Genomic DNA, 21,930 nt, shown 5'->3' on the forward strand with positions numbered 1-21,930 from the left:
CGAAGGTCCCCCTCTTTGGTCTTGCGACGTTATGCGGTATTAGCTACCGTTTCCAGTAGTTATCCCCCTCCATCAGGCAGTTTCCCAGACATTACTCACCCGTCCGCCGCTCGTCACCCAGGGAGCAAGCTCCCCTGTGCTACCGCTCGACTTGCATGTGTTAAGCCTGCCGCCAGCGTTCAATCTGAGCCATGATCAAACTCTTCAATTAAAAGCTTGATTTGCTTCCACTCGAGAAGCGATGCTCAAAGATTTACTGCATGAATTTTACTTCAGTTAGTCACTCTTCAAGACTTGATATTTTTTTGCACCCGAAGATGCTGGATATCGTCTTGTGGAGTGCCCACACAGATTGTCTGATAAATTGTTAAAGAGCAGTGAGTTAGGCGCTTTCGCTTGCTAACTCGAGGTGGCGTATATTACGCTTTCCTCTTTCAGAGTCAACCCTAATTTTCAGGATTTTTTCTCTGCGACCCCCGGAGACTCTGTGAAGTTGTTCACATGTTCCGTGTCGATGGAGGCGCATTATAGGGAGCCGGTTCAGAATGACAAGCGTTAATATGCATTTTTTATCTGACCGCTCACTATTCATTCGTAACGCCTATTAAACCCGCTTTTTGATGGCTGCCGGCAGGTCCGCCAGGCTGTTTAGCACCCAATCGGCCAGCTTTTCGCCCTGCTCCGTCACCGGCTTGCCGGTACGCACCAGCACCTTGGTGCCGACGCCGGCCGCGATCGCCGCCTGCATGTCTTCCGGTTTATCGCCCACCATATAAGAAGCGGCCATATCGATGTTCAATTCCTGCTGCGCTTGCAGCAACATGCCCGGCTGCGGCTTACGGCAGTCGCACACCTGGCGATACTCTTCTACTGCTGCCTCCGGATGATGCGGGCAGAAATAGATGCCGTCGAAGTCGACGTCGCGATCGGCCAGCGACCAGTCCATCCACTCGGTCAGGTACATAAACTGGTCTTCGCTGAACTTGCCGCGCGCAATGCCGGACTGGTTGGTCACCATCACCAGCGCGAAGCCCATCTTTTTGAGCTCGCGACAGGCGTCGATCACGCCGTCGATAAAGTGGAAGTTGTCGATTTCATGGACATAGCCATGGTCAACATTAATCGTGCCGTCACGATCGAGAAAAATTGCTGGAACGCTTTGTGTCACCGCTTTGCTCCTGAGGGCCTGTATACGCTAACAGTATCGCATGTTTTACCCCACGCTGAGAACGCCGGAGAACGTCGTTGGTCGTTGACTTAGACGTCTAGACGCCTTAACATCTGAGGCATACCTTGGTTCCACGCCGAGGTTTACTTTTATCTAGCCACGGGCAACCACGCTAAAATAAGAAGAATATGATTAAACTTTCTAACATCACTAAAGTGTTCCAGCAGGGTTCGCGCACCATTACCGCGCTCTCTGACGTGACCCTTCACGTTCCTGCCGGGCAAATCTATGGCGTCATCGGTTCCTCCGGCGCCGGTAAAAGCACGCTGATCCGCTGCGCCAACATGCTTGAGCGCCCCACCTCCGGCCAGGTGCTGGTCGATGGCCAGGATCTGACGTCTCTGTCAGAAAGCGAACTGACGCGCGCCCGTCGCCAAATCGGCATGATCTTCCAGCACTTTAACCTGCTCTCTTCCCGTACGGTGTTCGGCAACGTGGCGTTGCCGCTTGAGCTGGACAATACGCCGCGCGCCGAGATCAAAAAGCGCGTGACCGAACTGCTGGAACTGGTCGGCCTGGCGGACAAGCACGACGCCTACCCGGCCAACCTGTCCGGCGGCCAGAAACAGCGTGTGGCGATCGCGCGCGCGCTGGCCAGCAACCCTAAAGTGCTGCTGTGCGACGAGGCCACCAGCGCGCTGGATCCGGCCACCACCCGTTCCATCCTGGAACTGCTGAAAGACATCAACCGCCGTCTGGGCCTGACCATTCTGCTCATCACCCATGAAATGGACGTGGTGAAACGCATCTGCGACCAGGTCGCGGTCATCAGCCAGGGGCAGCTGATCGAAAAAGACAGCGTCAGCGAAGTGTTCTCGCACCCGAAAACGCCGCTGGCCCAACAGTTCATTCAGTCCACGCTGCATCTGGATATCCCGGACGACTACGCCGCGCGCCTGTCGCCGGAGCGTCAGGGCGACCGTCAGCCGCTGCTGCGCCTGGAGTTCACCGGTCAGTCGGTCGATGCGCCGCTGCTGTCTGAAGCCGCTCGCCGCTTCAACGTGAACAACAACATTATCAGCGCCCAGATGGATTATGCCGGCGGCGTGAAATTCGGCGTGATGCTGGCGGAGCTGCACGGCAGCGACGAAGACGCGCTGGCAACGATTAAGTTCCTGCAAGAAAATCAGGTAAAAGTAGAGGTTCTGGGTTATGTCTGAGGCAATGATGTGGTTGATGGCGCGTGGCGTGTGGGAAACCGTCATGATGACCTTTGTCTCCGGCTTTTTCGGTTTCGTGCTCGGCCTGCCGGTAGGCGTGCTGCTGTATGTCACCCGCCCGGGGCAGATCATCGCCAACAATTCGCTGTATAAAATCCTGTCCGGGCTGGTGAACATCTTCCGTTCCATCCCGTTCATTATCCTGTTGGTTTGGATGATTCCGTTTACCCGCATGATCGTCGGCACCTCGATCGGTCTGCAAGCGGCGATCGTGCCGCTGACCGTCGGTGCCGCGCCGTTCATCGCGCGCATGGTGGAAAACGCCCTGCTGGAGATCCCGTCCGGTCTGGTGGAAGCGGCGCGCGCTATGGGCGCCACGCCGATGCAGATCATCAAGAAAGTGCTGCTGCCGGAGGCCCTGCCGGGCCTGGTCAACGCCGCGACCATCACCCTGATCACCCTGGTGGGCTACTCCGCCATGGGCGGCGCGGTCGGCGCCGGCGGCCTGGGCCAAATCGGTTACCAATACGGTTATATCGGTTATAACGCCACAGTTATGAATACCGTATTAGTATTACTGGTAGTTTTGGTTTATCTGATCCAATTCTGCGGCGATCGCATCGTCAAAGCCGTTACCCATAAATAGTTTCACAGCATATTAATGCGAGTCTAATGAGGAAGGGATATGTCGTTAACATTTAAATCCATCGCGACAATTGGCGCACTGATCGGCACTCTGGCTCTGGCGGGCTGCGGCCAGGATGAAAAGAATCCAAACCACATCAAGGTCGGCGTGATCGTCGGCGCTGAACAGCAAGTGGCCGAAGTGGCGCAGAAAGTGGCGAAAGAGAAATACGGTCTGGACGTTGAGCTGGTCACCTTCAACGACTACGTGCTGCCTAACGAAGCGCTGAGCAAAGGCGATATCGACCTGAACGCCTTCCAGCACAAACCGTATCTGGATCAGCAGATCAAAGATCGCGGCTACAAGCTGGTGCCGGTCGGCAACACCTTTGTTTACCCGATCGCCGGTTACTCCAAGAAAATCAAATCGCTGGACGAGCTGAAAGAGGGTTCTCAGATCGCACTGCCGAACGATCCGACCAACCTGGGCCGTTCGCTGCTGCTGCTGCAGAAAGTCGGTCTGATCAAACTGAAAGACGGCGTTGGCCTGCTGCCGACCGTACTGGACGTGACCGAGAACCCGAAAAACCTGAAGCTGGTTGAGCTGGAAGCCCCTCAGCTGCCGCGCTCTCTGGACGATCAGCAGATCGCGCTGGCGGTGATCAACACCACCTATGCCAGCCAGATCGGCCTGACGCCGGCGAAAGACGGTCTGTTTGTGGAAGATAAAGACTCGCCTTACGTCAACCTGCTGGTTGCGCGCGAAGATAATAAAGACGCGGAAAACGTGAAGAAATTCGTTCAGGCCTACCAGTCTGACGAAGTGGACGCCGCCGCCAACAAAATCTTCAACGGCGGTGCCGTGAAAGGCTGGTAAGCGCTTATTCACCAATTTTATTCCTATAATTGCAAGACGGGCCAAGGCCCGTCTTGTTATTTCCGCCATAGATTGCTTCAATAGCGCCACTTTCATTAAGGCAGAGGAATCTCAATGCGTGTTTTACCTCTCTGTTTGTTAGCGCTCGCGCTGGCCGGATGTTCATCGCAACGTATCGCGCCATCCTCAACAAACAGCACCAGCAAGCCGACCACGACCGCCCCGACCAAGACCACGCCGGCCGCCCGCCCCGCTCCGGTAAAACTGTATAAAAGTGCAGAAGAACTCGTGGGTAAACCATTCCGCGATCTGGGTGAAGTGTCCGGCGAATCGTGCCAAACCACCGTACAAGACTCCCCACCGAATCTGGCTACCGCCCGTAAACGCATGCAAATCCGTGCGTCTTACATGAAGGCCAACGCCGTGCTGCTGCACGACTGCCAGATTGTCAGCGGCGTCGCCGGTTGTTACCAGCAGGCCGTTTGCCAGGGCTCGGCGCTTAACGTCTCGTCTAAATGACCGAATTCGTTTTTGAGCAGATCGGCGTGATCCGCTCGCCTTATAAAGAGAAATTCGCCGTGCCCCGCCAACCGGGGCTGGTCGAAGACGGTGGCGGCGAACTGCTGCTGCTGCCGCCTTACAACCAGGCGGAAGCGGTTCGCGGTCTCAGCGATTTCAGCCATCTGTGGGTGATGTTCATTTTCCATCAAACCATGGAAGGCGGCTGGCGCCCGACGGTACGCCCACCGCGTTTAGGCGGCAATGCCCGCATGGGCGTGTTCGCCACCCGCTCCACCTTCCGCCCCAACCCGCTCGGCATGTCGCTCATTGAGCTCAAAGGCGTACGGGTGAAAAACGGGGAAGTGGCGCTGGAACTGGGCAGCCTCGATCTGGTCGACGGCACCCCGGTGGTGGACATCAAGCCTTATCTGCCGTTCGCCGAGAGCCAACCGCAGGCCCGCGCAGGCTTTGCCCAGGCCGCGCCCGCCGGCGATATGCCGGTGCGTTTCGCGCCGCAGGCGGAACAGCAGCTGCAGCAACATCAGGCGCGCTACCCGCAATTAAGGCGTTTTATCAGCCAGGTGCTGGCACAGGACCCCCGTCCCGCCTATCGTAAAGGAGAGGACGTCGAACGGGATTACGCCGTCTGGCTGCTGGATTTCAACGTGCGCTGGCGCGTCGTGGACGGCCACACCGAAGTGCTGTCGCTCGACCCGCGTTAAAATTCCGCCGCCTCTCTTTTGGCGACCCGCTCGCGCTGGTAAACTAAATCACTTTTTGGCCGCCACTCTGGCAGCCCGATGCAATTTGCAGTTCTAACGGAACCAAAACACCATGCGTACTAGCCAATATCTGCTCTCCACTCTGAAGGAGACACCTGCCGACGCCGAAGTGATCAGCCACCAGCTGATGCTGCGCGCCGGGATGATCCGCAAGCTGGCCTCCGGTCTTTACACCTGGCTGCCGACCGGCCTGCGCGTTCTGAAAAAGGTTGAAAACATCGTTCGCGAAGAAATGAACAATGCTAACGCGATCGAAGTATCCATGCCGGTGGTTCAGCCTGCCGACCTGTGGCAGGAAAGCGGCCGTTGGGAGCAATACGGCCCCGAACTGCTGCGCTTCGTCGACCGCGGCGACCGTCCTTTCGTGCTGGGCCCGACGCATGAAGAAGTGATCACCGATCTGATCCGCAACGAGATCAGCTCGTACAAGCAGCTGCCGCTGAACTTCTTCCAGATCCAGACCAAGTTCCGTGATGAAGTGCGCCCACGTTTCGGCGTGATGCGTTCCCGTGAGTTCCTGATGAAGGATGCCTACTCCTTCCATACCTCGCAGGAGTCTCTGCAGGAGACTTACGACGCGATGTACGAAGCGTACAGCAAAATCTTCAGCCGCATGGGCCTGGATTTCCGCCCGGTGCAGGCCGATACCGGCTCGATCGGCGGCAGTGCGTCGCACGAATTCCAGGTGCTGGCGGACAGCGGTGAAGACGATATCGTGTTCTCCACCGGTTCCGACTTCGCCGCCAACATCGAGCTGGCGGAAGCGGTCGCTCCGGCAGCGCCGCGCGCGGCGGCCAGCGAAGAGCTGCGCCTGGTGGATACGCCAAACGCCAAAACCATCGCCGAGCTGGTCGAGCAATTCCAGCTGCCGGTGGAAAAAACCGTGAAGACGCTGATGGTGCGCGCCACCGAAGAGAGCGGCCATAAACTGGTCGCCCTGCTGGTGCGCGGCGATCACGAGCTGAACGAAATCAAGGCCGAGAAGCTGGCGCAGGTTGCCGCGCCGCTGACCTTCGCCACTGAAGAAGAGATCCGCGCCATCGTCGGCGCCGGCCCGGGTTCCCTCGGCCCGGTCAAGCTGCAGATGCCGGTGGTTGCCGACCGCAGCGTGGCGGCGATGAGCGACTTTGGCGCCGGTGCCAACGTCGACGGCAAACACTACTTCGGCATCAACTGGGAGCGGGATCTGCCGCTGCCGCAGGTGGCCGACATCCGTAACGTGGTGGAAGGTGACGCCAGCCCGGACGGTCAGGGCACGCTGCTGATCAAACGCGGCATCGAAGTGGGCCATATCTTCCAGCTCGGCACCAAGTATTCGGAAGCGATGAAAGCGACCGTACAGGGTGAAGACGGCCGCAACCAGGTGCTGACCATGGGTTGCTACGGCATCGGGGTGACGCGCGTCGTGGCCGCCGCCATCGAGCAGAACCACGACGAACGCGGCATTATCTGGCCGGACGCCATCGCGCCGTTCCAGGTCGCTATTCTGCCGATGAACATGCACAAGTCGTTCCGCGTGCAGGCGCTGGCCGAAGAGCTGTACAACACCCTGCGCTCCCACGGCATCGACGTGATCCTCGATGACCGCAAAGAGCGCCCGGGCGTGATGTTCGCGGATATGGAGCTGATCGGCGTGCCGCACTCTATCGTTATCGGCGACCGTAACCTCGACAACGAAGAGATCGAGTACAAAAACCGCCGCGTCGGCGAGAAGCAAATGATCAAAACCGGTGAAATCGTTGATTTCCTGCTGGGCCAGATCAAACGCTGAACACCGCCCATCAGCGAATAAAAAACCCGCCTAGGCGGGTTTTTTTATGTCCATGGGGACAGGGGAAGTTAGTTGTTGCTGCAGCTTTTACTGCGGTCGAAAGCGATTTTACCGTCCGGCACCACCGCCTTCTCTATCTGCCCCTCTTCCATCGACGGCTGCACGCTGAAGTGCGCGTTGAAAGTCAGAAACACCGGCTCACCGGCATTCTTATTGGCTTTGGCGTAACCTTGCTCCAGCGCGATGTTGTTATCCACCGGGAACGTGATGCCGGTGGCGCAATCTTTGAACACCGCCGCGTCGGCCATATAGGTGTAGCTGCCTTTCATCACCATCGGCGTTTTAGGCAATGGCTTCTCGACCGGCTCCAGACGATAATTCAGCTTGGAGGCGATCGGCGCGCCGCTGCGATCCAGCATCTCAAGACTCTTGCCCACCGGGCGGAAGTAGCGTTTTTCCCCGGTGCTGTCAGTCAGCACCAGCTTATCCGCGGTGCGCGCCCATTTGCCGTAGTCGGCGAAGGTCTGATCGCCGTCTTTGGTGCCGCGATAAGTTTCCTGCAGCACAAAGGTGCCGTCCTCATCCAGGAACAGCGCCGTATCCAGCCCGCCGCAATCGGCGCAAGGCAACAGCCCTTGATAACTCTGCGGCATCGCCTGCAGCGGTTGTTCCTTCGGTTGATAATGATTGTTGCATCCCAACAACGAGAGTGCGCCTGCCGCCAAGAACAGGGCTACCGTAATTTTCTTCACAGTTATTCTCCTACTGTGTTCATGTATTCCTAAGTGCGAACCTTGCCACGCAGCGCCTTGGTGGCGCCCTTACGCGCCTTGCCTTCCAAACGGCGCAATTTTGCCCCTTTGGTCGGCTTGGTCGCCTTGCGCATTTTTTCCACCACCATCGCCTGCTGAATCAGTGCGACCAATCTGGCCAACGCCGCTTCGCGATTCAATTCCTGACTGCGATACTCTTGCGCCTTGATAATCACTACGCCATCAGCGGTAATGAGATGATGATTCAGCGCCAGCAGCCTTTCCTTATAATACTCTGGCAGGCTGGATGCCCGGATGTCAAAGCGCAAATGGATCGCCGTTGAGGTTTTGTTCACGTGCTGGCCACCCGCGCCCTGCGCGCGGATCGCCGTCAATTCCAGCTCATTATCCGGTATGGCTACGTTTCTTGACAGTTCCAGCACCGGTCACACCTGTGCCTGCTGCCACTCGGCAAACTGGATTTCCAGACTATTCTGAGCATCAGACAGCCAAATAGTTCCCTCCTGCAGCGTTGCCTGTAGCGTCATGGTGCGGCTGGCCAGCGCCGTCAGGCGCGCCAGCTGTTCGTCATCGAGGAAGCGCACGCTCAGGTTCTTGTAGCCGGCCACTTTTCCCTGCATCGCCTGCCACCAAACGTGCGCGGCGCGCTCGCCGTAAGCGTACAAGACCACGCGCGGCGACTGGTTGCAGGCCTTGCGGATGCGTTTCTCGTCGGGCAATCCCATCTCGATCCACATTTCCAGCCCGTTGTGGTCGTTGCGCTGCCAGATCTCCGGCTCGTCGTCGGCGCTCAGCCCTTTGGTGAACACCAGCCGCTCGTCGGCGTGGCAGATCCAGGCCAACAGGCGCAGCATCATGCGTTGCTCATTTTCGGACGGGTGTTGCGCCAGCGTCAGCGTGGCGTCGTGGTAGAAGTGACGATCCATATCAGCAATATTGACCGCGGCTTTATAAATGGTTGCTTTCAGCGCCATGGGTGACCTCGTTATTATCCGGCGACAGTGTACTTGATCAGGGCCAAACCCCGCCAGCGCGGCCAGGCTGCGGCAGTGCGAAAGGCGTGCCGGGGTGCTGATAACTCCATAACAGCTGTGCTATAGTCGTCTAGGATAGGATAAAACTCCGAGAGTCTGCGCCTCATCGCGATAGTAGTCTTGATGATGCAGAGGTTCTTAAGGGAGGAAACTGTGCAACAATACTGTGAGTTAGTACGCCGTACTTACGCCGAGATTGGCAGTGGAGATCTTGGCTACGTGCCTGATGCGCTGGCTTGTGCGTTAAAGGCATTGGACGATGTCGCAGCGAACCACGCGCTACCGTCCTCCGTTAGGGAACAGGCGGCCTTTGCCGCCGCTAACTTATTGGTGAGCGACTATGTTGATGAATGATGAGTACCAACCCATCAATTGCGATGACTACGACAACCTGGAACTCGCCTGTCAGCATAAACTTATTCTGAAGCTGGAGTTACGCGACGGAGAAGTGATCGAGGCCAAGGCGATCGACCTGCTGCAAAAGAAACGCGTTGAGTATCTGACCATCGAACAGAACGGCCAGCAGCGCGACCTGCGTCTGGACCATATCAGCAGTTTCAGTCATCCGGAAATCGGTACCGTGGTCGTCAGTCTGTCGGACTGAGCAGCGGTAACCCCATCCCAACAGGGCAGCCCAACGGCTGCCCTCGTCATTTAGGGCTTCAGGCTGGCGTAATAAGCCGCCAGATCGGCGATATCGTCATCCGACAATCCCGACACATAGGCTTTCATCACCTCGGCCTGGCCGCCGTTGCGTTCCCCTTTCTTGTACGCCTGCAACGCGTGCTGCAGGTACATGGCGTTTTGCCCGGCCAGATTCGGGTACATCGGCACCGTCACCTTGCCCTGCGCGCCGTGGCAGGCCGCGCACGCGGCGGCTTTGGCCTGACCGGCGGCCGCATCCCCCGCCGCCAACGCCGGCAGGCTGAACAGGCCGGCGGCCAACAGCGCGATTTCCACAAACTTCATCATTGCTCCTCACGATTATGATTTTTTTCCCAGCGCAGCCGCCACGGGCGTTCGCCTTCCGGCACCTGCCCCGCCTCACAGACGAATACGCCCAGCGCGGCGATCAGCTGCTCATCATAATAAATCAACGGGATGCGTTCACGCTGCCAGGGAGGAATACCCAGCTCCTGCCACAGTTTTTTTATCGGCCGCGAATGGGCGCGCCCCACGATGCGCACCGCGCCCTGCACGCCGCCGAAACGAATGCTAATCTGCTGCGATGGCAGCGGCGCGCGCAGCGCCAGATCGCCCTCACCGGCAACCAACTGCCCCATCCCGTCCGGCAACGTCAGCGGCAGGTCAGGCTGCCAGGGCAGACGCACATCGCGCAGTGCCGCCAGCGGCGGCAACAGGTGCAATCGGCCTCGGAAGCGGCGGATCTGATAGGCGCCGAGCTGCAGCTGCGGTTCGGCATCTTCCCGGCTGAGCGCCACCTCCTCCCACAGACGCTGCAACTGCTCACGCGCCGGCATGGTAACGTTGAACAATGCGATCCAGCGCCGCAACAGAGCGAAGCGCCGCACCGGCGAACAGGCCGTCAAACCGTCGATCGCCAATGAGCGATCCGCCGCCAACAGGCTTTGCAGCGGTTCCGCCAGCAGCTCGTCCAACAATTGTTCCTGTTCGGCGCACAGGCTGGCGCTGCGCGCCACCGCCGAAGCGAAGTGCGGCCAACGTTGATTGAGCTGCGGCAACACCTGCAACCGCAGGAAATTGCGATCGAAGCGCGTGTCCTGATTGCTGTCGTCGTCTATCCAGGTTAAGGCGTGGCGTTGCGCGTAATTTTCCAGCGTTTGACGCGAGCAGCCCAGCAGCGGCCGCAACAGCAGGTGCTCGCCCAGCGTGGCGCGCGCCGCCATCGCCGACAATCCCGCCGGCCCGCTGCCGCGCTTGAGCGCCAACAGGAAGGTTTCGCTTTGATCGTCAAGGTGTTGGGCGGTGAGCAGCGCTTCGTCCTCCGCCAATGCTGCGCTGAAAGCGGCATAGCGCGCCGCACGCGCCGCCGCTTCGATGCCGCCCTGGCGGGCATCCACCTGCACGTGCGTCACCGTCAGCGGGATCCGCCACTCGGCACACCGGCTGCGGCAATGCTCAACCCAACGGTCGGCAAAGGCGCTCAGGCCATGGTGCACGTGCAGCGCACGTAGCTGCAGCGCCGGACGTTGGCGGCGCAACGCCGCCAGCAGATGCAGCAGCACGCTGGAATCCAGGCCGCCGCTAAACGCCACCAGCAGCCGCTGCTGCGCGCCCAGCTGGTCCGCCACCTGCGTCGTTAATTGATCAGTATCCATCGGTAGGCTTTGTCACTTCTACATAGCTGCACGTTAACCCCGCCTACCGCCATCAATCAAGCATTAACCGTCCGGGCCTGGCGTCGCGTCAGCAGCCACCAGCCGCCCAGCACCGCGATCACCGCCAGCGCACATCCGGTCGCTCCCCAGCCGATCTGGGCGAAAATGCGGCCATACGCCTGCATCGCCGCCCCTTCGATGTGATCCTCGGCGGTCTGATTGGCGATAATGCCCGCCAGATAGTTGGCGATCGAACCGGTCGCCAACATATAGATGCCGGTCAACACGCCGGTGGCGCCGGGGATATTCAGCCGGGTGATCTGCGCCATCGCCACCGGATCGATAAACAGTTCGGCAAAGCCCATCACCGCCAAACCGGCGATCATCAGCCCCATTGATCCCGGCCCGTGCAGCCGCGTATTGAGCGCCATCAGCGTAAAGCCGACGCCGATCAACAGCAGACCGAAGGCGAACTTGCACCAGATGCGCAGCGTGCGATCGCCATCGCCGCTCGCCAGCCAGGCCAGCGCCACGCCACCCAGCATCACCGCGCAGGCGTTAACCGACTGGAACAGCGCGGTCGGCACCGTCCAGCCAAACCAGCGCCGGTCAACGAAATGATCGATAAACAGGCTGATGGAGCTGCCGCCCTGCTGGGCAAAAGCCCAGAACAGCGTGCCCAGCAGCATCAGTACGATGATCTGCCACAGCCCCCGGCGCTGGCCGGCATCCGCACGCAGCATAATGCGCGCCACCAGCGCCACCGCCGCCACGCACACCAACCCGAGCAAATAGCCGGCCCAGCCGCGTTCAAACAGCAGCGTGAAGAACAGCGGCGACGCCAGCAGCGCCGCCAGCAGCCATCCCCAGTGCGGCAGGCCCAGGCTCCTGGCGCGCATCAGCGGTGCATTCACGCCGCGCGTGTGGCGGAAATGGCGTCCGCCCAGCAGAAAAATCACCAGACCGGCGAACATGCCGATCCCGGCCAACGCAAAGCCGACGTGCCAGCCATAGCGCTCGGCCGCCAACCCGCAGGCGATCGGCGCCAGAATAGATCCGACGTTGCCGGCGGCGTACAGCAGTGAGAAGCCCCCTTCGCGGCGCGAGTCCTGCGCCGGATACAGCTCGCCCAGCAGGCAGCTGATATTGGATTTGAACAGGCCGTAGCCGCAGATGATGATCGCCAGCGCCAGATAGAGCGACTGGGCGGAGACCGCGCTCAGGCCGAGCACGATATGCCCCAGGGTCATCAGCGCCGCGCCGGCGATCACCGCGACGCGGTTGCCCAGCAGGCGGTCGGCGAGCCAGCCGCCAAGAATAGGAGTGACGTAAACTAACGAAGCGTAAGCGCTGTAGAGATCGATGGCGTGGCTGTCGGTATAGCCGAGTTGGTGGGTCAGATAGAGGATCAATAACGCACGCATGCCGTAAAAGCTGAAATATTCCCAAATTTGTATCGCTACGACATAGTAGATTGCGCGCGGCTGTGAGGGTGTTTTCATGGTGGTCTCCCATCAGTCGGTGAACGACAAAGGGGAAGCGCGAGCGCCTCCCCTCTTATTGGCTGCGGTTATTTCGCCTTCAGCACTTTCACCCGATAACGTCCGTCCGCCTGGCGATAGGCGCCGTGAATGTCGGTTTCAAAGCCCGGATAATGCGCGCCGATTTCGCACAGCATCTGCAGGAACTCCAGCACCGGCCGGCTCTCTTCGGTCAGCATCTCGCCCGGCATCACCAGCGGCACGCCCGGTGGGTATGGGAGGATCATGTTGGCATTGACCTTACCGACCATCTCTTCCAGATAGACCTCTTCCACTTCGCCGTGCAGCTCTTTCTGGAACGCCTGGTACGGATTCATCACCATGGTTGGCAGCACTTCGAACGCGCGGTACATCAGGTCCGGCAAGTTGTGTTGCTCCACCAGGCGGTGAATGTTCTGCGCCAGATCCTGAATGCGCATGTTTTCATAGAAATCAGGCGCTTCCTGATACAGCGAAGGCAGCATGTTTTTCACCCGCAGGTTCAGGTCGAACGAGCGTTTGAAGTCGGTCATCGCGCGCAGCAGGCTGAGCGCCTTGGTTTTATCGATGCCGATGCTGAACAGGAACAGCAGGTTGTAAGGCCCGGTTTTCTCGACGATGATGCCGCGTTCGTCGAGGTATTTCGCCACGATGCTGGCCGGGATGCCGAACGGCTGCATCTCGCCTTCCTTGCTCATCCCCGGGGTCAGGATAGTGACCTTGATCGGGTCCAGATACATGTGTTCGTTGTCGATGTTCTTGAAACCGTGCCAGGCGCTGTCGGAGCGCAGCGGCCAGCATTCCGGCTCATCGATATGCTCCGGCTGCCAGACGTCGAAGAACCAGCCGTCGGACTCGACTTTCAGGCGTTTGATCTCTTTGCGGAACTTGATCGCGCGCTCGATAGAGCCGTTGATCAGGCGCTTGCCGGCGTTGCCTTTCATCATCGCCGCGGCGGTTTCGGTCGACGCCACGATGCCGTAGTGCGGCGAAGTGGTGGTGTGCATCATGTAGGCTTCGTTGAAGGTCTCTTCGTTGATATCGCCCTTCACATGAATCATCGAAGCCTGCGAGAAGGCCGCCAGCAGTTTGTGGGTGGACTGGGTTTCGTAGATCACCTTGCCCTCCACGCGGCCGCCGCTCATGCCGCACTTGCCTTTATAGATCGGATGGAAGTTGGTGTAAGGCACCCAGGCGGAGTCGAAATGAATCGACTTCACGTCCAGAGTGTTCTTGATAAAGTCGGTGTTGTACAGCAGGCCGTCATAGGTGGAGTTGGTGATCACCGCATGCACCGGCCAGGTGGCGTTCGGGGTCTCCTTCACGCGGTTGGCGATGGTGGCGCGCTGGAACTCGCTCTGCGGAATGCCGCCGAGGATGCCGTAGGCATTGCGGGTCGGGCGGAAGTAGATCGGCGTGATGTCGCTCATCATCATCAGGTGAGTCAGCGACTTGTGGCAGTTACGGTCAATCAGCACCGTGCTGCCCGCCGGCGCCGAATACATGCCGACGATCTTGTTGGCGGTGGAGGTGCCGTTGGTCACCATGTAGCTGCGCTCGGCGTTGAACACGCGGGAAATGTACTCTTCCGCCTCTTTGTGCGGGCCGGAGTGATCCAGCAGCGACCCAAGCTCGGACACCGAAATCGAGATATCCGACTTCATGGTGTTCGGGCCGAAGAAATCGTAGAACAGGCTGCCCACCGGGCTTTTCTGGAAGGCTGTGCCGCCCATGTGGCCCGGCGTACAGAAAGTGTATTTGCCTTCGCGCACGTATTTGAACAGCGCCTTGGTCAACGGCGGCAGGATGGTGTCGATATACTCGTCGGTGTTCTGTTTGATCTTGGCGGCGATGTCGGTTGCCGCGCCGAGCGCATACTCGAAGAAGCGCACCTGCATGCGCAGATCGTTCAGGCTGACGTCCAACGTGGAATAGGTGTTGGCGAATGCGTACAGCGGCATGTATTCGTTCAGTTGGCTGATCTCTTCGCACAGCTCCAGATTGTATTTGTCCCAGTCGAAGATCACCCCGCACAGACGGGCGTTGTTCTCGATCAGTTTCAGCAGGTCTTCGCGATCGTTAGGGTAAACGATGCGGAAATCCAGACTTTCCAGCGCCTGATGCAGTTCACGGATAGGCTCTTCTTTGAAGTAGACACCCATGTGATTCATGATGGCGATAACGTTCATATGCATTTCTCCTGGCAAAGCAAGCCCCTTCCCGTCGCGGCTGACAGGTCGGAAAGAAAGGGGCTGGGTAAATTCAGTCGGTCAGCGGACGCGAATCAGTGCGCTTTGGCCGTGGTGTTTTCATCGACCGCCGCTGCATTGGCAGCCTGGCGGGTATTCATTTTCCGGGCGTAGAACATCAGGATAATCAGGCTGATGATAAAGGTGCCGGACAGTTCGAAAGAGTTGGCGCCCATCAGCGCGATGAAGCAGAAGCCGCAGCCGCACACCGAAGCGATCAGGCTCAGCAGGTTGCGCACGTTGACCCCTTCGAAGCGAATCAGGTCTACGCAGGAGTAGAAGTAAGGCAGCATGGTCAGCAGCACCGCGATGCCGGTCAGCTCGCCGAACAGATCGGAAGCCTTGCCGCCGGCGGAGCTCATCAGGGTGATCAGCACCATCAGCGCGGTCATTTTGCAGCTCGCGAGCAGCAGGCCTTTTTTCGGAATGCCGTTTTTATCCAGCTCGCCGTACACTTTCGGGAAGTTGCCGTCGTTGGCGGCGCGCACCCCGGCCTGGCCGACCAGCATCATCCATGACCCGAGCGAGGTCAGGCAGGCAAAGGCGGTGAACGCGGAAACCATCGGTGCCGCCCAGTTGCCCATAATCGCCGAGGCGCTGATGGCGAACGGCGCGCCGCTGGCGGCCATTTCAGACGCCGGGAACATGCCGCTGATCACTTGGGTGGCGGCGATGTAGATGATGCCCGCCAGGCCGGTGCCAAGCATGGTCGCCAGCGGCACGGTGCGTTTCGGGTTTTTCACCATGCCGGTGCTGACCGCCGCGGATTCCACGCCGATGAACGCCCACAGGCACAGCAGAATACTTTTGATGACCGCATGGCTGTCGGTGGTGCCGGAGGTATTCCAGTTAGCCTGGTAGGTGGCGGCGTCAAACCAGTGCCAGCCGAGGGTGGCGGTTACGATCACCGGGATCAGCACCAGCACCAGGCCCAGGGTGGTCAAGCGGCTGACCCAGGTCCCGCCCAGCATGTTGACGAAGGTGAAGATCCACACGATGGCGATACAGGCGATGCCGGCAGGCACCGGGTTGTTCAACGCCGGGAAGAAGGTGGAGAGATAAGAAACGGCGGTAATGCCGATGGCCAGGTTGCCGATCCAGTTGGCATGGTAATAAAGCACGCCGGTCTGGAAGCCGAACGCCGGGGAAATTTCACCGGCGTAGGCGATAGGGCCGCCCTGCTGCGGGTTTTTGGTCGCGAGGCGGGCGTACACGTAGGCCAGCGACATCGCCCCGATAATCGAGATCACCCATCCCCAAATGGCGATGGATCCGAGACTCGCCAGGTTGGCGGGCAATAAGGCAATCCCGCTCCCCATCATATTACCGGCGACTACGCCGGTGCAGGCAATAAGCCCTATTTTCTTGGGTGAAGCCATGGTCAGTTTCTCCTGATTTACGTTTCTTATAAGCCACACCCATAAATAAAAGATTTTAATGAGCCGGCTTGATAGTCAGGATGCTAACCATCGGCAGAAATAAAGTCCTAAAGATAAAGTGAGATTACGCTCATGATCATACAAATGATAATCTGAGGTTTTTGATTAACACATCAAGATAAAAAGGTAAGCTAAAGAAAAGATAAACATCGTTAAAAAACAGGATAATAACCAGGTTAATCACGAATAACAAACGGCAGAAAAGGAACGATATTGCGCAGCAAAATAACACAATGGCGCAACATGTCTTCACCAATAAATAACGCCGCCGGAATTCCCTGAGAATAATGGCGGCGTGGTTCTGGTGAATTATTGGCGCTGATAGTTATTTAAATAAGGCACCACGTTGGTCAATGACGTCTGGAATACGCCATTGGTGATCCAATGCAAGGTATCTTCACCGGGGCGCAGGTTGAACGCGGTAATATAAGAATCCGCCGCCAAATGATTCTGCCCCTGCATTTCATACACTTTGCCCAGCAGCACATAATTCAGCCACGACATTTGCAACTCAATCCCCAGCTCGATCGCCCGGTGCGCATCGTCAATGCGTCCCTGCGCCAGCGCATCAACCGCCAGAACTTGCTGCACGATCGGCGTATTTTTCAATTCGGGGATCGTCGCCAGATGGCTGATATCGGCGCGCAATTGCGCCAGCCCCTGGCTGTCGAACGGTTGATAAGAGTTGCGCAGCACATCCACCAGCGCTTTTTCCGCCAGCAGGTAGTGGAAATTCGGCGCGCTTTTAATCAGCTCGCTCAGCTGCGCGCTGGCGCGAGTCAACGAATCAGCGTCGCCATGGATCAACAATTGATGCGCCTGGTAGAAGCGCTGCAGCAGCGGCCCGTTGTCCGGCAGCAGCTGCGCCAGACGCTGTTCCAGCTGCGGCGGCCAGGGCTGTTTCAGCGCGGCGGACAGGCTGGCGAGGAAGTCGCTTTGGATCTTCAGCTGGTTATCGGCGGTAATGAAGTAACGCTTGTCCAACATGATTGAGCTGTCGGCGTTATCCACCAGCCGTACGGACAGGAAACACTGCTGGGCGCGGTAGTGGCGCTGATTAACGAACTCGATATACAGCGACTTGCCCGAGTTGCTGGGGCCGGAATAGTTGTAATTGGTTTGGTCGTGCACCAGGAAGGTCGAGTAGGTGTTGAGCGAATCGGTGATCAGCTCGCTGACGCCCACCACATAGGAGAGCTGCGGCATCCAGTTGCTGCAGCTCTCGCCGCCCTGAATGCGGATATCGATATCGCGCGGGTTAAGCAGCACCGGCATGGTCGATACCGGCACGCGTTGCGACAACGTGGCGATGCCGACAAACGCCACGCAGACGCTGAGCGCCGCCAGAAACGCCAGCCACACCCAGAACGTCGAGCGGCGATAAAAGCGCGGCTGCTTTTCGCCGGGCGCGGCAACCGGCGTTCGGGTCCGGCTCGGCGGCACGTACGGCGTATCGTCTTCATCATCGCTGCCGTCTTCCGGCTCATGCATGATCACCGCAATCTGCGGCGCCGGCGCAGGGGCGGGCTGCGACTCCCCGTCTTCACACCAGATCACCGAAGCCGCCAACTTATACCCGCGCTTAGGCACGGTGATAATGTATTCCGGACTGTCGCTGTCGCCGTCTTTCAGGTATTTGCGCAGTTCTGAAATGCATTGGGTCACCACGTGATTAGTGACGATATTGCGCTTCCAAACGCTATCGATCAGCTCGTCGCGGCTCAACACCACATCGGGGTGCCGGGCGAAATAGCACAGCATGTCGATCAGGCGCGGTTCCAGCGTTTTCTGGCGGCCGTCACGGCTGATGGTGTTGTCGGCAGGGGTAACCAGCCACTCCCCGACGCGAAAAGCAGGCTCTTGCATGGCGGAAATAACTCTGTAGGCATGTGGGGCAAGGGCGCGATCATAGCATAATCGCCCCCGGCTGTGGCCGCCGGGAGGCGATTAAGCCGTTAACTCTCGTATAATTCTAACGGTAAACCATCGGGATCGCTGAAAAAGGTAAAACGAGATTGAGTATAAGGATCGACGCGTACCGGTTCGCAGGCGACGCCGGCCGCCTGCAGATGGGCGATGGCTTGGTCTATATCGTCAACGCTGAACGCCAGATGGCGCAGGCCGCAAGCCTCCGGGCGGCTGACGCGGGCCGGCGGCGAAGGGAAAGAAAACAGCTCGAGGGTGTATTGCCCGTTGAGCGCCAGATCCGCTTTCCAGGAGTCACGCTCCTCGCGGTAAACTTCACTCAGCAGGGTAAAGCCGAGAATGTCGCAATAGAAATGCTTACTGGCGGTGTAGTCCGCGCCAATGATCGCGATGTGATGCACCTGACGTAATGCCAGCATAGAAACCCTCTCCTGTTCATTCTGATGGTGCACGGTATCCGGCGGCGATGAGGCCGTCAATGAGGAAGCCCGGCGCATCTTTCCAAACCGCCGGGCGCATTATGGCCTTATGGCTGCGGGGCTTTCAGCACCTTCACCAGATAGCGTCCGTCCTCCGTCAGCTTGGCGCCGTGGATATCGGTTTCAAAACCGGGATAGCGCTCGCCGATCGAGCACAGCATCAGCAGGAAATCGAGCACCGCCCGGCTCTCTTCGGTGATCATTTCCCCCGGCATCACCAGCGGCACGCCCGGCGGATAAGGCAGGATCATATTGGCCGCCACTTTGCCCACCAACTGATCCAGCTCGCAGGTTTCCACATTGCCGCGCACCTGCTCCTGGAACATCTGGTGCGGCGTCAGCTTCATTTCCGGCAGCACGTCAAACGCCCGCTGCATCAGGCGCGGCAGATCGTGTTGGCAGATCAGGCGATGAATACCGGCGGCCAGCTCCTGGATGCGCATATGGCGATAGAAATCCGGATCCTCGGCGTACAGATCCGGCAGCATGTTCTTCACCCGCAGGTTGAGATCGTAGGCGCGCTTGAAGTCGGTCAGGCCGCGCAGCAGGCTCATCGCCTTGGTTTTATCGATGCCGATGCTGAACAGGAACAGCAGGTTGTACGGCCCGGTCTTCTCCACCACGATGCCGCGCTCGTCGAGGTACTTCGCCACCAGCGCCGCCGGGATCCCCTCTTCCTCCAGCGCCCCCAGCTCATTCATGCCCGGCGTCAGGATCGTCACCTTGATCGGATCGAGATACATATGATCGCGATCGGTCTGGCCGAAACCGTGCCAGTTATCGTCCGGATCCAGCGGCCAGCACTGCGCTTCATCGATCTCTTCCGGCTGCCAGATATCGAAGAACCAGCTGTCGCTTTCCTCGCGCAGCCGCTGCACTTCACGGCGAAAATGCAGCGCGCGCTCCACCGAACGGTTGATCAAGCGGCGCCCCGGATTGCCGCGCAGCATGGCGGCGGCGGTCTCCATCGACGCCACGATGCCGTAGTGCGGCGAAGTGGTGGTGTGCATCATGTAGGCTTCGTTGAAGGTGCTCTCGTCGTAGTCGCCCTTGATATGAATCATCGAGGCCTGCGAGAAGGCCGCCAGCAGCTTGTGGGTGGATTGGGTTTCGTAGAAAACCTTGCCGGGCACCCGATCGCCGCTCATGCCGCTCTTGCCGTCGTAAATCGGGTGGAAGTTGGTGTAAGGCACCCAGGCGGAGTCGAAGTGGATCGACGGCACCTCCAGCGTCTGCTTGATGTAGTCGGTGTTGTACAGCAGGCCGTCATAGGTGGAATTGGTGATCACCGCATGCACCGGCCAGGTGGCGTTCGGGGTCTCCTGCACCCGGGCGGCGATGCTGGCGCGGGTAAACTCGCGCTGCGGAATGCCGCCGAGGATGCCGTAGGCGTTGCGCAGCGGGCGCAAATAGATCGGCACGATATCGCTCATCATCAGCAGGTGGCACAGCGATTTGTGGCAGTTGCGGTCGATCAGCACCGTGCTGCCCGCCGGCGCTGAATACATGCCGACGATCTTGTTGGCGGTGGAGGTGCCGTTGGTGACCAGATAGCTCTGCTCGGCATTGAAGGTGCGCGCGATGTACTCTTCGGCCTCCAGATGCGGGCCGGTGTGATCCAGCAGCGACCCGAGCTCGGTGACCGAAATCGAGATGTCGGCCTTCAGGGTATTGGCGCCGAAGAAGTCATAGAACAGGCAGCCCACCGGGCTTTTCTGGAACGCGGTGCCGGCCATGTGGCCCGGCGTGCAAAAGGTGTACTTTCCTTCGCGCACGTAGTTGAACAGCGCCTTGGTCAGCGGCGGCGTAATGGTGTCGATGTATTCCGCCGTGTATTGCTGGATGCGCTGCGCGATATCGTCCGCCGCATTCAGGCCATACTCGAAGAAATAGAGCACCATGCGCATTTCATGCAGGCTGACGTCGAAGGTGGAGTGGGTATTGATAAAGGCGTACAGCGGCAGGTATTCGTTCAGCTCGTTGATCTCGCTGCACAGCTCCAGGCTGTAATCGTCCCAGTCGAAGATCACGCCGCAGATGCGGGCATTGGCTTCGATCAGCTTAAGCAGGTCACCGCTGTTTTTGGGGTATACCAGCTGGAATCCCATCGCGCCCAGCGCCGCGTGGAGCTCGCGGATCGGCTCATCTTTGTAGTAGACGCCCGTCGGGCCCATGATGGCGATGATATTCATCGGCAGCTCCTGTCAGTTAACGGCCAAGTCTCTATAACACCACGAAAATCCGGCGGTGTGTAGCCAAAAAAAAACCGCCCGAAGGCGGTTTATTACCGTGAAGATCGCAACTCAGCAGTAGCCGTAGTTCATCAGACGCTGGTAACGGCGGTTGAGCAACTCTTCGTCGTTCAGGCCATCCAGATCTTTCAGATCGGCCAGCAGCTGCGCTTTCAGCGCGGCGGCCATCGCCGGCACGTCGCGGTGCGCGGAACCCAGCGGCTCCGGGATCACCGAGTCGATCAGCTTCAGCTCTTTCAGACGCGGCGCTGTGATGCCCATCGCTTCCGCGGCCAGCGGCGCCTTGTCGGCGCTCTTCCACAGGATGGAGGCGCAGCCTTCCGGCGAAATCACCGAGTAGGTGCTGTACTGCAGCATGTTCACCTTGTCGCCCACGCCGATCGCCAGCGCGCCACCCGAGCCGCCTTCACCGATGACGGTGCAGATGACCGGTACGTTCAGGCGCGACATCTCACGCAGGTTGCGCGCGATGGCTTCCGACTGGCCGCGTTCTTCCGCGCCCACGCCCGGATAAGCGCCCGGGGTATCGATAAAGGTGATGATCGGCATTTTGAAGCGGGCGGCCATTTCCATCAGGCGCAGCGCCTTGCGGTAGCCTTCCGGCGCCGGCATGCCGAAGTTGCGGCGGATCTTCTCTTTGGTCTCACGGCCTTTCTGGTGCCCGATGATCATCACCGGGCGGCCATCCAGACGCGCAATCCCCCCGACGATCGCTTTGTCGTCGGCGTAAGCGCGATCGCCCGCCAACTCTTCGAAGTCGGTAAAGATGTGTTTGATATAATCCAGGGTATAAGGACGGCGCGGGTGGCGTGCCAATTGGGCAATCTGCCAGGCCCCAAGATCGGCAAAAATCTTGCGCGTCAGCTCAACGCTCTTTTCACGCAGGCGCTGAACCTCTTCGTCCAGATTAATATCTAATTTTTCGTCTTGACGGCTGACTGCAGTCAGCGAGTCAATTTTCGCTTCCAGCTCTGCAATCGGCTGTTCAAAATCAAGAAAATTCAGACTCATAGCA

21 protein-coding genes and 1 rRNA gene are annotated in these 21,930 nt (G+C 58.9%); 8 read left to right on the forward strand and 14 right to left on the reverse strand.

Annotation, left to right across the window (positions count from 1 at the left end; all coding sequences use genetic code 11):
• Both ACJ8J1_RS15625 and gmhB read right to left on the reverse strand, forming a co-directional pair.
• Positions 1-211, reverse strand: a 16S ribosomal RNA gene (locus ACJ8J1_RS15625); the annotation flags it as partial.
• 393 nt (positions 212-604) lie between these two features.
• Positions 605-1,168 carry a D-glycero-beta-D-manno-heptose 1,7-bisphosphate 7-phosphatase gene (gmhB, locus tag ACJ8J1_RS15630; RefSeq protein WP_025304009.1) on the reverse strand — a complete coding sequence of 188 codons (564 nt, stop codon included), beginning with the start codon at positions 1,166-1,168 and terminating at the stop codon, positions 605-607.
• A gap of 188 nt (positions 1,169-1,356) precedes the next feature.
• Between gmhB and metN the strand changes: the two genes are divergently transcribed.
• The 6 genes from metN to proS all read left to right on the forward strand — a co-directional run bounded on the left by metN (position 1,357) and on the right by proS (position 6,943).
• Positions 1,357-2,388, forward strand: a complete 1,032-nt coding sequence (gene metN / locus ACJ8J1_RS15635; protein ID WP_004932012.1) for a methionine ABC transporter ATP-binding protein MetN — start codon at positions 1,357-1,359, stop codon at positions 2,386-2,388.
• A complete protein-coding gene (locus ACJ8J1_RS15640; RefSeq protein WP_004932010.1) occupies positions 2,381-3,034 on the forward strand; it encodes a methionine ABC transporter permease MetI in 654 nt (217 codons plus the stop codon). The genes metN and ACJ8J1_RS15640 overlap by 8 nt, the downstream gene beginning before the upstream one ends.
• A gap of 39 nt (positions 3,035-3,073) precedes the next feature.
• Positions 3,074-3,889, forward strand: coding sequence for a MetQ/NlpA family lipoprotein (locus tag ACJ8J1_RS15645; RefSeq protein WP_033644900.1), 816 nt, complete (start codon positions 3,074-3,076; stop codon positions 3,887-3,889).
• 114 nt (positions 3,890-4,003) lie between these two features.
• Positions 4,004-4,408, forward strand: coding sequence for an Rcs stress response system protein RcsF (gene rcsF / locus ACJ8J1_RS15650; protein WP_033644899.1), 405 nt, complete (start codon positions 4,004-4,006; stop codon positions 4,406-4,408).
• On the forward strand, positions 4,405-5,112 hold the full coding sequence (gene tsaA, locus ACJ8J1_RS15655) for a tRNA (N6-threonylcarbamoyladenosine(37)-N6)-methyltransferase TrmO (RefSeq protein ID WP_033644898.1): 708 nt from the start codon (positions 4,405-4,407) through the stop codon (positions 5,110-5,112). Before rcsF ends, tsaA begins: the two co-directional genes overlap by 4 nt.
• Positions 5,113-5,224: 112 nt before the next feature.
• On the forward strand, positions 5,225-6,943 hold the full coding sequence (gene proS / locus ACJ8J1_RS15660; protein WP_033644896.1) for a proline--tRNA ligase: 1,719 nt from the start codon (positions 5,225-5,227) through the stop codon (positions 6,941-6,943).
• A 68-nt stretch (positions 6,944-7,011) separates the two neighbouring features.
• Here proS and nlpE read toward each other — a convergent pair whose 3' ends face one another.
• From nlpE to ACJ8J1_RS15675, 3 genes are read right to left on the reverse strand one after another with little or no spacing between them, the layout of a single operon-like run.
• Entirely contained in the window at positions 7,012-7,695 is a 684-nt protein-coding gene (gene nlpE / locus ACJ8J1_RS15665) for an envelope stress response activation lipoprotein NlpE (RefSeq protein ID WP_033644894.1), read from the reverse strand.
• Between the two features lie 29 nt (positions 7,696-7,724).
• A complete protein-coding gene (arfB, locus tag ACJ8J1_RS15670) occupies positions 7,725-8,138 on the reverse strand; it encodes an alternative ribosome rescue aminoacyl-tRNA hydrolase ArfB (protein ID WP_033644893.1) in 414 nt (137 codons plus the stop codon).
• Positions 8,139-8,141: 3 nt separating this feature from the next.
• Positions 8,142-8,690, reverse strand: a complete 549-nt coding sequence (locus ACJ8J1_RS15675) for a YaeQ family protein (protein WP_033644891.1) — start codon at positions 8,688-8,690, stop codon at positions 8,142-8,144.
• Positions 8,691-8,903: 213 nt separating this feature from the next.
• Between ACJ8J1_RS15675 and ACJ8J1_RS15680 the strand changes: the two genes are divergently transcribed.
• Both ACJ8J1_RS15680 and rof read left to right on the forward strand, forming a co-directional pair.
• Positions 8,904-9,104: a YaeP family protein gene (locus ACJ8J1_RS15680; protein ID WP_033652508.1), complete on the forward strand. Its 201-nt coding sequence runs from the start codon at positions 8,904-8,906 to the stop codon at positions 9,102-9,104.
• Positions 9,091-9,354 carry a Rho-binding antiterminator gene (rof, locus tag ACJ8J1_RS15685; protein ID WP_004931991.1) on the forward strand — a complete coding sequence of 88 codons (264 nt, stop codon included), beginning with the start codon at positions 9,091-9,093 and terminating at the stop codon, positions 9,352-9,354. Before ACJ8J1_RS15680 ends, rof begins: the two co-directional genes overlap by 14 nt.
• A 50-nt stretch (positions 9,355-9,404) precedes the next feature.
• Here rof and ACJ8J1_RS15690 read toward each other — a convergent pair whose 3' ends face one another.
• The 9 genes from ACJ8J1_RS15690 to accA form a co-directional block, all read right to left on the reverse strand.
• Positions 9,405-9,719, reverse strand: coding sequence for a c-type cytochrome (locus ACJ8J1_RS15690; RefSeq protein ID WP_025304017.1), 315 nt, complete (start codon positions 9,717-9,719; stop codon positions 9,405-9,407).
• Entirely contained in the window at positions 9,719-11,050 is a 1,332-nt protein-coding gene (gene tilS / locus ACJ8J1_RS15695; RefSeq protein WP_033644890.1) for a tRNA lysidine(34) synthetase TilS, read from the reverse strand. Before tilS ends, ACJ8J1_RS15690 begins: the two co-directional genes overlap by 1 nt.
• Positions 11,051-11,106: 56 nt before the next feature.
• Positions 11,107-12,552 carry a dipeptide permease DtpD gene (gene dtpD, locus ACJ8J1_RS15700; RefSeq protein WP_033644888.1) on the reverse strand — a complete coding sequence of 482 codons (1,446 nt, stop codon included), beginning with the start codon at positions 12,550-12,552 and terminating at the stop codon, positions 11,107-11,109.
• Between the two features lie 68 nt (positions 12,553-12,620).
• On the reverse strand, positions 12,621-14,759 hold the full coding sequence (cadA, locus tag ACJ8J1_RS15705; RefSeq protein ID WP_033644887.1) for a lysine decarboxylase CadA: 2,139 nt from the start codon (positions 14,757-14,759) through the stop codon (positions 12,621-12,623).
• 95 nt (positions 14,760-14,854) lie between these two features.
• A complete protein-coding gene (gene cadB / locus ACJ8J1_RS15710; protein WP_033644886.1) occupies positions 14,855-16,198 on the reverse strand; it encodes a cadaverine/lysine antiporter in 1,344 nt (447 codons plus the stop codon).
• A 369-nt stretch (positions 16,199-16,567) separates the two neighbouring features.
• Positions 16,568-18,124 carry a lysine decarboxylation/transport transcriptional activator CadC gene (cadC, locus tag ACJ8J1_RS15715; protein ID WP_033644885.1) on the reverse strand — a complete coding sequence of 519 codons (1,557 nt, stop codon included), beginning with the start codon at positions 18,122-18,124 and terminating at the stop codon, positions 16,568-16,570.
• An 89-nt stretch (positions 18,125-18,213) separates the two neighbouring features.
• Complete coding sequence (locus tag ACJ8J1_RS15720) at positions 18,214-18,603, reverse strand: VOC family protein (RefSeq protein ID WP_033644884.1); 390 nt, start codon at positions 18,601-18,603, stop codon at positions 18,214-18,216.
• Positions 18,604-18,710: 107 nt separating this feature from the next.
• The gene (locus ACJ8J1_RS15725) at positions 18,711-20,855 is read right to left on the reverse strand and encodes a lysine decarboxylase LdcC (protein ID WP_033644883.1); all 2,145 of its coding nucleotides are present in this window, start codon (positions 20,853-20,855) and stop codon (positions 18,711-18,713) included.
• Positions 20,856-20,966: 111 nt separating this feature from the next.
• Positions 20,967-21,926 (reverse strand): acetyl-CoA carboxylase carboxyl transferase subunit alpha, encoded by a 960-nt coding sequence (gene accA / locus ACJ8J1_RS15730; RefSeq protein ID WP_004931972.1) that lies wholly within the window; start codon positions 21,924-21,926, stop codon positions 20,967-20,969.
• Positions 21,927-21,930: the final 4 nt, after the last annotated feature.

Source organism: Serratia sp. CY37869 (genome assembly GCF_052168895.1).
Classification (GTDB): Bacteria; Pseudomonadota; Gammaproteobacteria; order Enterobacterales; family Enterobacteriaceae; genus Serratia; species Serratia ureilytica.

Coding starts and splice junctions, on each gene's coding strand:
- cadC (WP_033644885.1), bottom strand. CDS start 18,124: ATGCAAGAGCCTGCTTTTCGCGTCGGGGAGTGGCTGGTTACCCCTGCC.
- ACJ8J1_RS15720 (WP_033644884.1), bottom strand. CDS start 18,603: ATGCTGGCATTACGTCAGGTGCATCACATCGCGATCATTGGCGCGGAC.
- ACJ8J1_RS15640 (WP_004932010.1), top strand. CDS start 2,381: ATGTCTGAGGCAATGATGTGGTTGATGGCGCGTGGCGTGTGGGAAACC.
- rof (WP_004931991.1), top strand. CDS start 9,091: ATGTTGATGAATGATGAGTACCAACCCATCAATTGCGATGACTACGAC.
- ACJ8J1_RS15690 (WP_025304017.1), bottom strand. CDS start 9,719: ATGAAGTTTGTGGAAATCGCGCTGTTGGCCGCCGGCCTGTTCAGCCTG.
- cadA (WP_033644887.1), bottom strand. CDS start 14,759: ATGAACGTTATCGCCATCATGAATCACATGGGTGTCTACTTCAAAGAA.
- accA (WP_004931972.1), bottom strand. CDS start 21,926: ATGAGTCTGAATTTTCTTGATTTTGAACAGCCGATTGCAGAGCTGGAA.
- cadB (WP_033644886.1), bottom strand. CDS start 16,198: ATGGCTTCACCCAAGAAAATAGGGCTTATTGCCTGCACCGGCGTAGTC.
- tsaA (WP_033644898.1), top strand. CDS start 4,405: ATGACCGAATTCGTTTTTGAGCAGATCGGCGTGATCCGCTCGCCTTAT.
- rcsF (WP_033644899.1), top strand. CDS start 4,004: ATGCGTGTTTTACCTCTCTGTTTGTTAGCGCTCGCGCTGGCCGGATGT.
- tilS (WP_033644890.1), bottom strand. CDS start 11,050: ATGGATACTGATCAATTAACGACGCAGGTGGCGGACCAGCTGGGCGCG.
- metN (WP_004932012.1), top strand. CDS start 1,357: ATGATTAAACTTTCTAACATCACTAAAGTGTTCCAGCAGGGTTCGCGC.
- dtpD (WP_033644888.1), bottom strand. CDS start 12,552: ATGAAAACACCCTCACAGCCGCGCGCAATCTACTATGTCGTAGCGATA.
- ACJ8J1_RS15675 (WP_033644891.1), bottom strand. CDS start 8,690: ATGGCGCTGAAAGCAACCATTTATAAAGCCGCGGTCAATATTGCTGAT.
- ACJ8J1_RS15725 (WP_033644883.1), bottom strand. CDS start 20,855: ATGAATATCATCGCCATCATGGGCCCGACGGGCGTCTACTACAAAGAT.
- proS (WP_033644896.1), top strand. CDS start 5,225: ATGCGTACTAGCCAATATCTGCTCTCCACTCTGAAGGAGACACCTGCC.
- ACJ8J1_RS15645 (WP_033644900.1), top strand. CDS start 3,074: ATGTCGTTAACATTTAAATCCATCGCGACAATTGGCGCACTGATCGGC.